This window comes from Cupriavidus sp. GA3-3 (assembly GCF_000389805.1).
Lineage (GTDB): Bacteria > Pseudomonadota > Gammaproteobacteria > Burkholderiales > Burkholderiaceae > Cupriavidus > Cupriavidus necator_D.
The window spans coordinates 75619-89941 of sequence record NZ_KB944476.1 but is presented as its reverse complement, the minus strand read 5'-3'; the positions used below and the strand labels follow the sequence as shown (position 1 = coordinate 89941).

11 protein-coding genes and 1 pseudogene are annotated in these 14323 nt (G+C 68.8%); 6 read left to right on the top strand and 6 right to left on the bottom strand.

All coding sequences use genetic code 11. The features are described 5' to 3' along the window. Positions 1-2583 (bottom strand): AAA family ATPase (locus tag C265_RS13385; RefSeq protein WP_037024306.1); only part of this gene is annotated, 2583 nt, incomplete at its 3' end. 230 nt (positions 2584-2813) lie between these two features. Between C265_RS13385 and C265_RS31405 the strand changes: the two genes are divergently transcribed. Continuing rightward, entirely contained in the window at positions 2814-3080 is a 267-nt protein-coding gene (locus C265_RS31405; RefSeq protein ID WP_371258352.1) for a helix-turn-helix transcriptional regulator, read from the top strand. Positions 3081-3110: 30 nt separating this feature from the next. Here C265_RS31405 and C265_RS13380 read toward each other — a convergent pair whose 3' ends face one another. The 5 genes and pseudogenes from C265_RS13380 to C265_RS13365 form a co-directional block, all read right to left on the bottom strand. Next, positions 3111-4079 (bottom strand): tripartite tricarboxylate transporter substrate binding protein, encoded by a 969-nt coding sequence (locus tag C265_RS13380; RefSeq protein WP_010813149.1) that lies wholly within the window; start codon positions 4077-4079, stop codon positions 3111-3113. 258 nt (positions 4080-4337) lie between these two features. Further along, positions 4338-4529: pseudogene (locus C265_RS31400) on the bottom strand (CoA transferase); the annotation flags it as partial. Between the two features lie 31 nt (positions 4530-4560). Beyond that, complete coding sequence (locus C265_RS13375) at positions 4561-6300, bottom strand: long-chain fatty acid--CoA ligase (protein ID WP_010813147.1); 1740 nt, start codon at positions 6298-6300, stop codon at positions 4561-4563. Between the two features lie 65 nt (positions 6301-6365). Further along, positions 6366-6764 (bottom strand): Zn-ribbon domain-containing OB-fold protein, encoded by a 399-nt coding sequence (locus C265_RS13370; protein ID WP_010813146.1) that lies wholly within the window; start codon positions 6762-6764, stop codon positions 6366-6368. Between the two features lie 17 nt (positions 6765-6781). Beyond that, on the bottom strand, positions 6782-7948 hold the full coding sequence (locus C265_RS13365; protein ID WP_010813145.1) for a thiolase domain-containing protein: 1167 nt from the start codon (positions 7946-7948) through the stop codon (positions 6782-6784). Between the two features lie 547 nt (positions 7949-8495). On the opposite strand from C265_RS13365, the gene C265_RS13360 reads away from it, so the two are divergent. The 5 genes from C265_RS13360 to C265_RS13340 all read left to right on the top strand — a co-directional run bounded on the left by C265_RS13360 (position 8496) and on the right by C265_RS13340 (position 14323). Continuing rightward, on the top strand, positions 8496-9287 hold the full coding sequence (locus C265_RS13360) for a GntR family transcriptional regulator (protein WP_010813144.1): 792 nt from the start codon (positions 8496-8498) through the stop codon (positions 9285-9287). Positions 9288-9736: 449 nt separating this feature from the next. Further along, on the top strand, positions 9737-10495 hold the full coding sequence (locus C265_RS13355; RefSeq protein ID WP_010813142.1) for an IclR family transcriptional regulator: 759 nt from the start codon (positions 9737-9739) through the stop codon (positions 10493-10495). Between the two features lie 189 nt (positions 10496-10684). After that, positions 10685-12310, top strand: coding sequence for an ABC transporter substrate-binding protein (locus C265_RS13350; RefSeq protein ID WP_010813141.1), 1626 nt, complete (start codon positions 10685-10687; stop codon positions 12308-12310). Between the two features lie 33 nt (positions 12311-12343). Then, positions 12344-13315, top strand: a complete 972-nt coding sequence (locus C265_RS13345) for an ABC transporter permease (RefSeq protein WP_010813140.1) — start codon at positions 12344-12346, stop codon at positions 13313-13315. A 51-nt stretch (positions 13316-13366) separates the two neighbouring features. Further along, positions 13367-14323 carry an ABC transporter permease gene (locus tag C265_RS13340; RefSeq protein WP_010813139.1) on the top strand — a complete coding sequence of 319 codons (957 nt, stop codon included), beginning with the start codon at positions 13367-13369 and terminating at the stop codon, positions 14321-14323.

Here is a 14323-nt window from a genome sequence, read left to right as displayed (position 1 = left end):
CGCGGCCGCGCCGCCCGCTGCGCCGGCTTGCGCGGCGCGCGGCGGCACGGTGGCCTGCAGGCGTTCGACATAGAAGGCCAGCACCGGGTCCAGCGTGGTGTCCGCGGCCACGCGCACGATCTGGCCGAGCGCGCCGGGGCAGGCATCGATCACGCTGCGCATCAGCCCGAGCCGGTGGCCGCGGCGCAAGCCTTCCAGCACATGCGTGCGTGCCGCCTCGGCGTCGCCGCGGCGCGATGCCACCACGGCCGCCAGCATGTGCATCTGCGCCACGTGGCGTTGCCAGCCGCGCGCCTCGCAGTACGCGATCAGCGCTGCGGTGCGGGCCTCGGCCCCGCGCATGTCGTCATGCGCCAGGCTGAGCAGCAGGTGGGCGCGCTCGGTCACCATGTGGATGGCGTCCAGCGAGCCGCGCGGCGCGTTGCGATGGCGTGCGGCAATGGCATCCAGGCGCGCCAGCGCGGCCTCGGCGGCGGCAATGTCGCCGCTGGCCAGGTGCAGCCGGATCTGGTTGGCCAGGCTCTGCGCGACCAGCCGGTCCAGGCGCAGTTGGGTGCCGTAGTCTTCCAGCCGCTCCAGTTGCACGAAGGCATCGAGCCGGTGGCCACAGATCCAGTGCGCGGCTGCCAGCACGGTGTGCACCCGCAGCACCGAGTCCGGGATCGAGACCCGCTCGAGCACGTCGACGCGGTCCTCCAGCAGCCGGCGTGCAGCCTCCAGGTCGTTCTGCTCGTACAGCGCCTCGCCCAGCAGGGCCGCGGCAAAGTACTCCGGCTCGGCGCCGCCGTGGCCCGCTTGCTCGACTTCGCGCAGCACGTCGCGGGCGACGCGCTCGGCCTGGATCATGTTGCCTTCCAGCGCATGGCTGAAGCCGATCATGCAGCGCCCGTTGAGCATGCCGCTGGCGGTGCCCAGCAGCGGCACGCCGTCGATCACCAGCGGCGCTGCCTCGGTCTGGATGCGGCGGGCGCGCTCGTAGTCGCCCAGGTGCATGTAGAGCCACGACAGCAGGTTGTTGCGCGAGCCGATAAACAGCGCCGGCATGTCGGCGGGCACGTTCTCGATCTGCGGCAGCAGCGCCAGCGCGCCCTGGCTGTCGTCTTGCAGCAGCACCAGGGAAAAGCGCAGCAGCGCGAGCCGGTAGCGCAGCGAGGCGTCGCCCGGCGGGATGTCGGCCTCGAGCCGGTCCGCGGCCGCGGCGCACGCGTCCAGCTCGCGCGAGAACATCTGCGTGCGCAGCGCCAGCAGGCGCAGTTCGGGGCGCGCCTGCACCTGGTAGGCGGGGATGGCGCGCAGCAGCCCGAGCGCCTTGCGCACCTCGCCGCGCATGATCAGGGTGTCGGCATAGCGCTGCACCAGGTCGGCGGCGGTGTCGGCGTCGCCGGCCAGCACCGCATGGCGCACGGCCTCTTCCAGCATGCGATGGTCGCGGAACCAGCGCCAGGCCGCCGCGTGCACGGCGCGCTGCTGGGCCTCGCTGCGCGAGCGGAAGCGCTGGGCCAGGGTTTCGCGCAGCAGCGGATGCAACCGGTACCAGGATTCGCGCTCGGGGCCCTGCGCCGGGGTGATGAAGAGGTTCTCCTGTTCCAGCCGCGCCAGCAGCGCCAGGATCTCGCCTTCGCCCAGCGCCTGCTCGCCCAGGGCCTCGCACAGCGACGCGGTGAAGCGTTCGCACGCGGCGGCGCGCACCAGCAGCTCGGCTTCGTCCGGCGCCAGGCGCGACAGCACCTCGCGTTCGAAATATTCTGCGAAGGCGCCGGCATCCTGCACGCTGGCCTGCACGAAGCCGGTGGCAAAGGTGAGGCCGCTGGCGTTGGCCTTCTTGCGCTTCCAGTGCGCGGCAAAGAGCTGCAGGCCGGCCACCCAGCCGTCGGTCAGCTCGTGCAGCATGCGCGCATCGCGCGGGCTGATGTCGCCCAGCTGGGCGCGCAGGAAATGCTGCGATTCAGCCAGCGTGAAGCGCAGGTCGCGCTGGTCCAGCTCCAGCAGCATGCCCTGGTCGCGCAGGCGCCCGAGCGACAGCGGCAGCGCCACGCGCGAGGCCAGCACCACATGGAAATTGGCCGGGGCATAGTCGAGCAGCCACTGCAGCGGCTCCAGCACGCGCGCCGTCAGGTGGTGCACGTCGTCGAGCACCAGGGTCACGTCGCGCGGGTGGGCGGCAATGCCGCGCACCAGCGCGATGATGGCGCGCTCGACGGCTTCGTCGTCGGTGCCGCGGTCGGCCAGGACCATGGCTTCGCGCGTCAGCGCGGGGCTGACCTCGGACAGGCAGCCGAGCAGGCGGTCGAGCCAGCGCTGGCGCTCGTTGTCGGCCGGCTCCAGCGTCAGCGCGGCCATGTCGAAGCCGAGCGCGAGCAGGTCCAGCCGCCACGCGGTCAGCAGCGCGGTCTTGCCGTAGCCGGCCGGGCCCTGCAGCACGATGCAGCGCCGGCGCCGTGCCTCGGTCAACTGCACCAGCAGGCGCTCGCGCGCGACCACGCGCGCCGCGCTGCGCAGCGACGCCGGCCGGGACGGCTGCGAGACTGGCGCGGCGGGCTGGCTGCGGGGGGCGGCTGGCGGATTGGCTGGCGTCTGGGGCATGGGCGAGGCAGGACGGTGCAGGTGAGATGCGGAGGAAATGCGGGTGGGGCAGCGCGATGCCGGGCAAAGGCGGCACGTTGTCGCGATTGTACTGGCAGACGCGGCGCGGCGGCCAAGCCACGCCTGGCCGGCTGTCCGCGTGGCCCGGGTGAGACGCGCGCAGCACCCGCAGGCCACCAGCAACAGGTGGGGGAGGGTTTGCCGGGTGCCCGGTCACAAGGCGTCGCCTTATATCTGCTGGCCAGTGGTGCGCGCGTGGCCTGTTCCTGGAGCCAACCCCGCCCGATCCGGACGAGGTTGCCGATGGGGGCGGGCGCGAGCGCGAGATCCTCGCGCTGCTTGAGCAGTCGATGTCGAACAAGCGCATTGCGCTGGTGCTCAACCTGAGCGTCGACACCGTCAAGTGGAACCTGCGCCAGATCTACGCCAAGCTCAATGTGTCGCGCCGCTACGATGCGATCCTGGTGGCGCGCAGCGCGTTGCAGCGGCCGGGCTGACCGCACTGGCCACCCGGCTGCGCGCTTGCCTTATTCCGCGGTGGCGCCGCTGGCCTTGATCATCTGGGCGACCACGGGCTCGGTCGCGTCGAATTCGCGCCGGAACTCCGCCGGCGAGTTGCCCACCGGATCCATGGCCAGTGCCTCGAGCCGCGCGCGCATGGTCGGCGACTGGACCGAGGCCCGCGCTTCCGCTTCCAGCCGCGACAGCACCGCCGCCGGCGTGCCGGAGCGCGCGAACAGGCCAAGCCAGGCAGGCGAGCGCAGTTCCTGCTCCTTCAGCCCGGCCTCGGCCATGGTCGGTACGTCGGGCAGCTCCTTGATGCGCTTGTCGCCCATCACGGCGAGGGCGGTAAGCCGGCCGCTCTTGATATGCGGGCCGAGCGTGCTCATCGAGCCGATCGCCCAGGCGATATTGCCGGCGATCATGTCCTGCGCCATTGGCGCTTCACCCTTGTAGGCCACATGCGCCATGTCCAGGCCGCGCACCTGGTTCAGGTGCGCGCCGACAAGGTGCGGGAAGGTGCCGACGCCATAGGAGCCGTAGCTGACCTTGCCCTTGTTCTTCGCGGCCCAGTCGAGGAACTGCTGCACGTTCTTTACCGGCACGTCCCGGTTCACGGCCAGCACGATCTTGGCGATGCAGAGTTCGGTGACAAAGGCCAGGTCCCGGCGCACGTCATACGGCACGTTGCGGTACAGGTGCGGCGTGTTGATCAGCGGCGAGGAGTGGGTGAGCAGGATGGTGTAGCCGTCCGGCGCGCTGCGCGTGATGGCCTGCACCGCGATCACGCCCGCGCCGCCGGGCTTGTTGTCGACGATGATGGTTTGCCCGAGACGCTTGCCCATGTCCTCGGCCAGTGCGCGCGCCACGGTGTCGGTGGCGCCGCCGGGCGGGCCCGGGACAACAACGGTGATGGGACGCGACGGGTAGCTCTGGGCACCGCAGGCGGCGCTCCACGCCATCGCTGCCATCGCGATCAGGGACTTCATGCGCATGATGTGATACCTCGGGAAGGGGGGTAGGAGACTGCGCAGCAAGAAGGGCTGCATGTGGGAAGTTATAGGATGCCCGGCACCTTGCATGCCCCCCATATCGGCTGGGCGGGATTGCCCTAGGTGGCGGTGCCACGCAGCGGGGCAGCCATGAAAAGAATGCTCCGGCACGGGGCCGCCGGAGCAAAAACACGCGGCCGGACGATGCCGGCCAGGTGGACATTGAGTTGTGCGGCGCGGCGCCTGCCGCGCGTGTGCGCCTTAGCGCTCTGCCATCAGCCCCAGGCCCTGTGCCTGCAGCTGTGCCACGCCATCGGCATCGAAGCCCCAGTCGCGCAGCGCGGCGGCGCCATGCTCGCCGCGCGCCGGCGCGGGGCCGGAGATCTCGGAAGGCGTGCCGAGGAATCGCGGCGCCGGTGCCGGCTGCACCACGCCCGCGACTTCGACGAAGCTCGGCGCGCCGTTTTGTCTGCGGAGCAGGACACTAGGCCTTGTGGTTCGGCAACGGAGCTCCCTGCATCTCCTGCTCCTGCAGTTCGCGCCACGCGATCTTGCCGGTGGCGGAGCGCGGCAGGCGTTCGACAAACTGCACGATGCGCGGCGCCTTGTAGGTCGCCATGCTGGTGCGGCACCACGTCAGCAACTCTTCCTCGGAAACGCCGGCGCCGTCACGCCGCACGATCACCGCCTTCACGGTCTCGCCCCGGTGCGGATCGCGCGCGGCGATCACGCAGGCTTCCAGGATGGCAGGGTGGGTATGCAGGATCGCTTCCACCTCGGCCGGCCACACCTTGTAGCCCGAGGCGTTGACCATGCGCTTGAGGCGGTCGCGCATGACGAAGTAGCCGTCGGCATCGACGCTGGCAAGGTCGCCGGTACGGAAGAAGCGCTTGCCGTCGATCGTGATAAAGCTCTCGACATTGGCCGCGGGCTGGTTCCAGTAGCCCAGCATCACCTGCGCGCCGTGCACCACGATCTCGCCGACCTCGCCGCGCGGCACTTCGGTCAGCGTGGCGGGATCGATGACGCGCGCATCGACGCCGTAGGTCGGCACGCCCAGGTGCCCGGAGCGCGCTGCGGCAAGCGGGTTGGCGATGATGAACGAGGCAGTCTCGGTCAGGCCGTAGCCTTCGACAAACTGCAGTCCGTAGCGCTCCTTCATCAGCCGCGCGGTACTGTCGGGCACCGCCGCGCCGCCCCCGACCACGCAGGCCAGGCTGCTCAGGTCGAATGACTCGATACCTGGCTGCGCGAAGAACTCCACCAGCATCGGCGGCGGCGCAGCCCAGAACGTGACGCGATGGCGCGCCACCAGCTGCGCCACGGTGCGCCGGTCCCAGCGCGGCAGCAGCACGATGGTGCCGCCCATGTAGACCGGCGCGTTGATGCCGTTCTGCAGCCCGAGCAGGTGGAACATCGGCGCCACTGCCAGGAAGGTCGATTCGGCGTGCGAGCGCCGCCACAGCTGCGAGCCCGCCACCGACACCATCACCGTGCGGTGCGTGTGCATGCAGGCCTTGGGCGCCCCGGTGGTGCCCGAGGTGTAGGGCAGCATGCACAGGTCGTCCAGGCCTGCGGAGCGCGGCGATGGCGTGGAGCCGGCGGCCATGGCCTGCTGCCAGTGGACCGCGCCGGCCGGCAACGCCGCGCCGGACGAGCGCTGCTGCACCCAGTCCGGAATCGAGAGTCCGTCGTCGGGCTGCGCGGGCAGGGCATCGCCATAGTGATGCACGATCACGTGGCGCAGCGGCGTGGTGCCGACCAGCGGCGCCACCTGGCCGACCAGCTCGCTTGCGGCAAACGCGGCCACCGCGCCGCTGTCGGTGACGATATGGCGCAGCTCGTCTTCCAGCAGCATGGCGTTGGCCGGCACCACCACGGCATCGGCGCGCAGGATCGCGTGGTAGGCCACGATGAACTGCGGGCTGTTCTGGCTGAGCAGCACCACGCGGTCGCCGCGGCGCACGCCGCATGCCTGCTGCAGGTAGCCGGCCATGCGCTCCACCTGCGCCAGCAGTTCGGCATAGGTGGTGGCGCCGTGGTAGAACTGGACCGCGACCTTGTCGGGAAAGCGCCGGGCCGAGATCTCAAGGTTCTCCGCCAGGGTGGTGTGCGGCATATGGAAGACGCGCGGCACGTCGCCGAGCGCCACTGCGGCGTCCACCGCAAGCGGACCCGCGGGGACGGCGGTGACGCCTGCATCGGGCAGATAGTTGTGGGTCATGGTTGTCTTTACTGTCATGTTGCAGTTGCCGTCAGAGCGCGGTATCGCCCATCCAGCAGCCGGCCTCAGGCCAGCGTGAACGTCGGTACCGGTGCGCCGCCATCGCTGGGCGAGAACTTCACCTGTACCTTCTGTCCGATCCGCACCGTGTCGAGGTCGCAGTCGACGATATGGGTCATCATGGTCACGCCTTCGTCCAGCTTCACGTAGGCGATGCAGAACGGATTGGGGCCGGCGCGGCGCGTCACGCTGAAGCTGTAGATGGTGCCGCGGCCGCTGGCTGGCTTCCATGAGGTGGTGCCCATGCAGAACGGGCACAGCACGCGCGGATACCAGTGAGGCTTGCCGCAGTCGTCGCAGACCTTGACCAGCAATTGCCCTTCGCGCGCGGCCTGCCAGAAGGGAAGGTTGTCGGGCTGCTCGTCCGGTGCCTTGTAGGCAAAGGGGGTATGTGGGGTCGTCATGTCATTGCTCCCGCGCATTATTCACGTTCAAGGATCAGGGTGGCGCTGCCGTGGCGCGAGCCCAGGTAGCCGCCGGTGCCTTGCGCCAGCGCCAGGTCGCAGTTGGCGACCTGCACCGCCGGGTGGGCTTCGCCGCGCAGCTGGCGCACGGCCTCGATGACCTTGGTGATGCCGCCGCGGTTGGCCGGGTGGTTGTTGCACAGGCCGCCGCCGTCGGTGTTGAAGGGCAGCTTGCCGACGCCCGAGATCAGGTTGCCGTCGGCGACGAACCTGCCGCCTTCGCCTTTCTTGCAGAAGCCCAGGTCTTCCAGCTGCATCAGCACGGTGATGGTGAAGCTGTCGTAGATCGACGCGTACTTGATGTCGGCCGGCGTGACGCCCGCCTCGGAAAATGCCGTCGCGCCCGAGAAGCGCGCGCCGGACCAGCTCAGGTCGACTTCGCCACCGAGCTGGCCCTTGATGTACTCGCCGGCGCCGCGGATCTTCACCTTGGGCCGTTTCAGCGTGGCGGCGATTTCCGGGCGCGCCACGATCAGTGCGCCGCCGCCGTCCGATACCACGCAGCAGTCGAGCTTGTGCAGCGGATCGGAAATCATCGGCGAGTTCAGCACGTCTTCGACCGTGACCACGTCGCGCAGCATGGCATGGGGGTTGTGCTGCGCGTGGTGCGACGCGGCCACCTTGACCCAGGCGAACTGCTCGGCAGTGGTACCGTACTCGTGCATATGGCGCATGGCTGCCATCGCGTACAGGTTGACTGTGACCGGGCTGAAGGGGCTCTCGAACGGTGCGTCGGGCAGGTTGGCGCCCCAGTTGCGCGCCTGCGTGCCGCTGGAGCCTTCCGAGCGCGGGCGCCCCGCCAGCGTGATCAGGGCCACGTTGCACTTGCCGGCCGCGATGGCCTGCGCCGCATGCGAGACATGGACCAGGTAGGCGGAGCCGCCGGTGTCGGTGGAGTCGACATGGCGCACCTTGAGACCGAGATAGTCGACCATGTTGACCGCGCCCAGCCCCGGCGCGTCGCCGGCGCAGAAGTAGCCGTCCACGTCGGCCAGCGTCAGGCCAGCGTCCTGCAGCGCGCCCTTGGCGCTTTCAGCGTGCAGCTGCGCCACCGACTTGTCCGGTGCCTTGCGGGTCGGGTGCTCATAGGCCCCGACGATATAGGCCTTGCCCTTGATGCTCATCTTTTCTCCTCTGGTGCGTCAAATGGTGCTACGCATGGATATTGCAGGGGTTTCCGGGCCGAACGGCACCCTGCCGCCGAGGCACTGTGCGATCTCTTCCTTGGTGCGCACCCTGCTGAAAGACTCGATGGCGTCGATTACCTGCTGCGCATTGCACACGCGCCCGGCCGTTCGTCGGTCAGTTTTTGCACGTTGCGCTCATTTGGTCGATCCCTGCGACGTCCGGCATGCGGCTTTATGTACGTACATAGTAAGAGATCAGCGCGGTTCGGTGGCAAGTCAAGGCGCCGACCCACCCGTATCGGGTGGGTGAATTTCCGCCAAGATTTCCTGGATATTCCGATCATTGACATAGCTTGGTCCGCCCTCCACTATGTACGGACATAGTCACGGCGGGAGACGAGGTCTTGCGCCAGCATGACGGTGCCGGCCGAAGCGGACCGGCGCTTCTTCGAGGCCTGAGCGGCGCGGCTCCGGGTGCCGCTGCCGCTTGTCTTAGAATGCGCGGACCCATTTTTCATGCATCGGCCCGGGACATCTCATTGCCATGCGCAACCAACTGAACGACAAGCGTGCGGAAGCACAGGCGGCGCCGGGGGCGACCGCCTCGACCCGCTATGCCGAGCTGGCCAGCACCCTGGTCCGGGATATCGTCGAGGGCCGCCGCGTGGTCGGCAGCCTGCTGCCGACCGAGCATGATCTCGCCGAGCAGCATGGCGTCAGCCGCCATACCGTGCGCGCGGCACTCAAGCTGCTGCAGGACTGGGGCTATATCTCGCGCAAGAAGGCGGTGGGGACCATCGTCGAGAGCGCCAACCCGGACGCGTCGTACATCCAGTCGTTCGGCACCGCCGAAGACCTGGTGCTGGTGGCAGCCACCGAGATCCGCAGTATCGAGGCGGTGCACAGCGTCACGCTGGACCGCGCCGAGGCCCGTCTGCTGGAGGCGCCGATTGGCAGCGAATGGCTGCGTTTTTCCGGCACGCGGGTCGATGCGCGCAAGGGCAGCACGCCGGTGGCGCGCGCCGACATCTACATCGACGCCTCGCTGGCGCACCTGGCGGATACCATCCGCAACAACCCCAGGCTATTGGTCAGCGCGCTGATCGAGCGCGATTGCGGCGTGGCCATTGCCGAGATCCGGCAGGTGATTCACGGCGTGCTGATCGATGCGCGGCTGGCAGCGGTGTTGGGCGCCGAGCCGGGCTCGGCCGGCCTGCGGCTGATCCGCCATTACAAGGACGCGCAGGGCAGGATCCTTGAGATCACCGACACGATCTATCCGGCGGACCGGGTGACGGTGGCGTTCCAGCTCAAGCGCAGCCGGGTGCAGCTGTAACGGCTGCATCCCGGCGCAGCGAAGGAGACAAGGATGAAGGCTGCTGTCCTCTACGAGGCCAAGACCCCGTTCGTCATCGAAGACGTTGTCATCGGCAAGCCCGGCCCGCGTAAGTGCGGTGCCGGCCGCGGAAGATGGTGACGACTTGGTCGGGCTGTTGCTGCAGCGAGCGGTGCAAGGCTCTGGTCAGGTACAAGGTTGTCTGCGTCAATCTCTAATCTGTGCATGAGGTGCTGCGAGTACTGCCGATCATAAGCCGGGCTTTGCATTCGAAAATTCCAGATTGTGGGGTTCGCAGGTGGTGCCCCCTCGCCGGAGACTCTGCCTGATTCATCTTCCTTCGGGGCGCTTCTGCGTCGCCTGTCTGTGTGACGCAGTGCATACCGAATGCTCGCGGCGACCGCTACAATCCGCGATGGGACATTTACGAACATGGCGAAGAAGGATCGATGACCTACATCGTTGAAGCGGTGGACGAAGCCTTGGGCTTGCTGATGCTGGTGGCCGAGCACCCATCGCTGGGCGTGACCGAACTGGCGCGGCGGGCCGGGCTGACCAAGGCGCGCGCGTTCCGCCTGCTGACCACGCTGGAGCACCGCGGCCTGATCGCGCGCGAGTCGCCGGCAGCGGTCTACAAGCTCAGCTACAACGCGCTGCTGGTGGGCAATGCCGCGCGCGAGCAGTTCGACCTGGTCAAGCTGGTGGCGCCGCGGCTGGCGGCGATCGGCGCGGCCTGCGGCGAGAACGTGATCGTGCGCGTGCGCGACGGGCTGGAGTCGGTGTGTGTGGCGCGGCATGAGTCGACCCAATCGGTGCGCGTGCATACCGAGATCGGCAACCGCCGGCCGCTGCATGTGGGGGCCTCCGGCAAGCTGCTGCTTGCCTACGCTGCGCCCGAGGTGCTGGACGCCGTGCTGGCGCACCAGCTGGAACGTTTCACCGCCAAGACCATCATCGAGCCGCAGTCCCTGCGCGACGAGCTTGCAGCGATCCGCGCCGCGGGCTATGCGGTGTCGCTTGGCGAGCGCGATGCCGATGCTGTCTCTGCCGCCGCGCCGCTGCGCGATCACAGCGGCGCGGCAGTGGCGTCGCTGAGCATCGCCAGCCCGGCCAGCCGGACCACGCAGGAGGCGCTGGACCGGCATGTGGCGATGGTGGTGGCGGAGGCCGCCGCGCTGTCACGCGCGCTCGGGCATACCGGCGGCTGAACCCGGCTGGGCGCGGCAGGACCGCGCAAATTCCCGATATCTCAAAAGCGGCGCTTCGGCGCCGCTTTTTCTTTGGCCGCGCGAATCACAGGGGTAAACCCTGCTTTTCGACGACGGCTTCGATGTCTTATTCTTCGATACGCGGTATCACTGAATGAAACATTGTTTCGAGAAACGAACCAGATCCCCATGTCTCACCTTGCTGTCCACCTGGCGTCACGTATCGCCGCTGCCCTGGCTGCCTTCGCGCTGCTCGCGGCCGGCCACGCCGCGCATGCCGCCGACCTGCGCATCGGCTACAAGGCCGAGATCAGCGCCGCCGATCCCCATGTGCTGGACGCCGCCGGCCGCAACCTGTGGGGCCACGTGTACGAGACCCTGGTCGGCCTGGACAATGCGCTGCGCCCGGTGCCCCAGCTGGCCACGGCATGGCGCCAGCTGGACGACCGCAACTGGGAATTCCAGCTGCGCCCGGGCGTGCGTTTCAGCAACGGTGAGCCATTCACCGCCGAGGATGCACGCTATTCGATCGAGCGCGCCATGAAGCTGCCGGGGGCGCGCACCTTCCGCACTTACCTGAAGTCGGTTGCAGCGGTAGAGGTGACGGGGCCGCTGACGCTGCGCGTGCGCACGCGCTCGCCCAATCCGGTGCTGCCGCAGAACATCGGCATGGTGGCGATGCTGCCGCGCTCGCTCGGCAAGGCCGTGCGCGAGGCCGACTTTGCCCATGGCAGTGCCAGCATCGGCACCGGCCCATACAAGCTGGTGGCCTGGGAGCACGGCCAGCAGCTGACGCTGGCGCGCAATCCGGGCTACTGGGGCGGACCGCAGCCGTGGCAGCGGGTGGTGTTCCAGTTCATCCCGAAGGAGCCGGCGCGGGCCTCGGCGCTGCTGTCGGGGCTGGTGGATGTGATCGACGCCTCGTCGGCCAGCATCGCCGAAGCCTTTGCGCGCACCAACGGCCGCATCCGCACCGTATCGGCGACCTCGTACATGCTGAACTACCTGCAGCTGGACCAGGCGCGCGCGGTGTCGCCTTATGTGCAGGACAACGCCGGCCAGCCGCTGGCGGCCAATCCGTTGCGCGATGCCCGGGTGCGCCAGGCCATCAGCCTGGCCATCGACCGCGACCTGATCGCGGCGCGCGTGACCAGGGGCGATTCCGTGCCGGCCGGGCAGATGGTGCCGCAGGGTTTCTTCGGCTTTGCCCCCAACGTGCCGGCGCCGCGTGCCGATGCCGCGCGGGTGCGCCGCCTGCTGGCCGAGGCTGGCTATCCCGAGGGCTTCCGCCTGACGCTGCATTGCCCCAACGACCGCTATCTGAACGACGCCAAGACCTGCGAGGCGGTGGGGCAGATGCTGACCCGCGCCGGCATCCGCACCGAGGTGCGCACGCTGCCGTATTCGGTCTATATCACCCGCGCCACCTCGGGCGGCGACGGCGGCAAGCCGGAATTCAGCGTCTTCCTGCTCGGCATCGGCGCGGTCAGCGGCGATTCGCTGGAGCCGCTGGTGGCGGTGGCGCATGCGCAGGACAAGGCCGCCGGGCTGGGCGCCAACAACCGCAGCGGCTATGCCAACGCGGCAGTGGATGCGCTGATCGAGGAATCGATGCATACCATGGCGCCGGCGCCGCGCGACCAGGCGCAGCAGCGCGCGGCCGAGAAGCTGGCCGCCGACGCGGGCATCGTGCCGCTGCATCACCTGCGCGCCGCGTGGGCCTATCGCGACGGGCTCGCGGTGCAGCCGCGCAGCGACGGCTTCACCTATGCCAGCAATATCCGCCCGGCGCCGCCCGCCGCCCCGCAACGCTGACCCGCGCCACGGACTATCCCGCCTTTAATCATCATGTTCGAAACCCTTCTCAAACGGCTGCTGCAGAGCCTTGCGGTGCTGTGGATCATGTCGGTGCTGACCTTCTGCGCGGTCAACCTGATCGGCGACCCGGTGCACCTGCTGGTCAGCCCCACCGCCACCGAGCAGGAAATCACCGAGGCGCGCCACGCGCTCGGCCTGGACCTGCCCATGCCGCAGCAATACCTGCGCTTCCTGCAGGGCGCCCTGCACGGCGACCTGGGCGATTCCTTCATCTATAACCGGCCGGCGATCGAGCTGATCGTCAGCCGCGTGCCGGCCACGCTGGAACTGGCCGTGACGGCGCTGCTGCTGTCGCTGGGCATCGGCATCCCGATGGGTGTGTTTGCGGGCCTCAAGCCGCATAGCCGGCTGGCGCGGATGCTGATGGCGTGCTCGCTCGGCGGCGTGATCATGCCGACCTTCTGGATCGGCATGATCTGCATCCTGGTGTTCTCGGTGAACCTGGGCTGGCTGCCTTCGGGCGGGCGCGGGCCGGTCAGCACGGTGCTGGGCATGCCGCTGTCGGTGACCAGTTGGGAAGGCATGCGCTTCCTGCTGCTGCCGGCGCTGACGCTGTCGCTGTTCAAGATCTCGCTGGTCGCGCGCCTCACCGAGGCCGGCACGCGCGAAGTGGCCGGTCAGGAGTACATCAAGTTTGCCCGCGCCAAGGGCGTGGGCGGCGCGCGGCTGGTGCTGCGCCATGTCGTTCCCAATGTGCTGATCCCGATCGTCACCGTGGTCGGCCTGGAGTTCGGCCACCTGATCGCGTTCTCGGTGGTGACCGAGTCGGTGTTCTCCTGGCCTGGCATGGGCAAGCTGATCATCGATTCGGTGCTGGCGCTGGACCGTCCGGTGGTGGTGGCCTACCTGCTGGTCACGCTGGTGCTGTTCGTGGTGCTGAACCTGGTGGTCGACCTGCTCTACGTGGTGCTGGACCCGCGCCTGCGGCACAAGCCGGCCTAGATCCCGCCTCCGCTGCCGCTTTTCTCCCTCCAAAAGAACGAGACTGAACCGATGTCCCTGCCTGTATCTGAAGCCGACACTGCCGTGCCCGCGCTTGCGCCGGCCGCGGCGGAACCGGCGCCTGCCGCCGCGCCGCCTGCGGCACGGCCCTCGCTGCTGCGGCGCTTCTGCGCCAACCGCGTCTCCGCCGCCGCGCTGGCACTGCTGGTGGCGCTGCTGCTGGTTGCCGTGCTGGCCCATGTGATCAGCCCCCAGAATCCCTATGACCTCGCCACGGTGTCGGTGATCGACTCCGAACTGCCGCCGGGCAGTGTCGGCTACGAAGGCCGGCCGCATTACTGGCTGGGCACCGACGGCGCCGGGCGCGACCTGCTCAGCGCCATCTTCTATGGCATCCGTATCAGCGTGGGCGTGGGCGTGATCAGCGCGGTGGTGGCGCTGATGGTCGGCAGCGCCGTGGGCCTGGCCGCGGCGTACTTCGGCGGGGTGGCGGATGCCGCCGTCATGCGCGTGGTCGACCTGCAGCTGAGCCTGCCCGCGGTGCTGGTGGCGCTGATCCTGCTGGCGGTGCTGGGGCAGGGCGTGGACAAGACCCTTCTGGCGCTGGTGATCGTGCAGTGGGCCTACTTTGCCCGCACCGTGCGCGGCGCGGCTCAGGTGGAGCGGCGCAAGGAATATGTCGAGGCCGCGCTTGGCCAGGGCTTGCCGGCGCTGCGCGTGATGTTCCGCCATATCCTGCCCAACTGCATGGCGCCGCTGGTGGTGACCGGAACGCTGCAGATCGCGCATGCGATCACGCTGGAGGCCACCATGAGCTTCCTCGGCATCGGGCTGCCACGCACGCAGCCGTCGCTGGGCATGCTGATCGCCAATGGCTTCGAATACATGCTGTCGAACAAGTACTGGATCAGCATCTTCCCGGGCGTGGCCCTGGTGCTGCTGATCGGCTCGATCAACCTGGTGGGCGACCGCCTGCGCCGCGTGCTCAATCCGCGGCTGGAAGGGTAA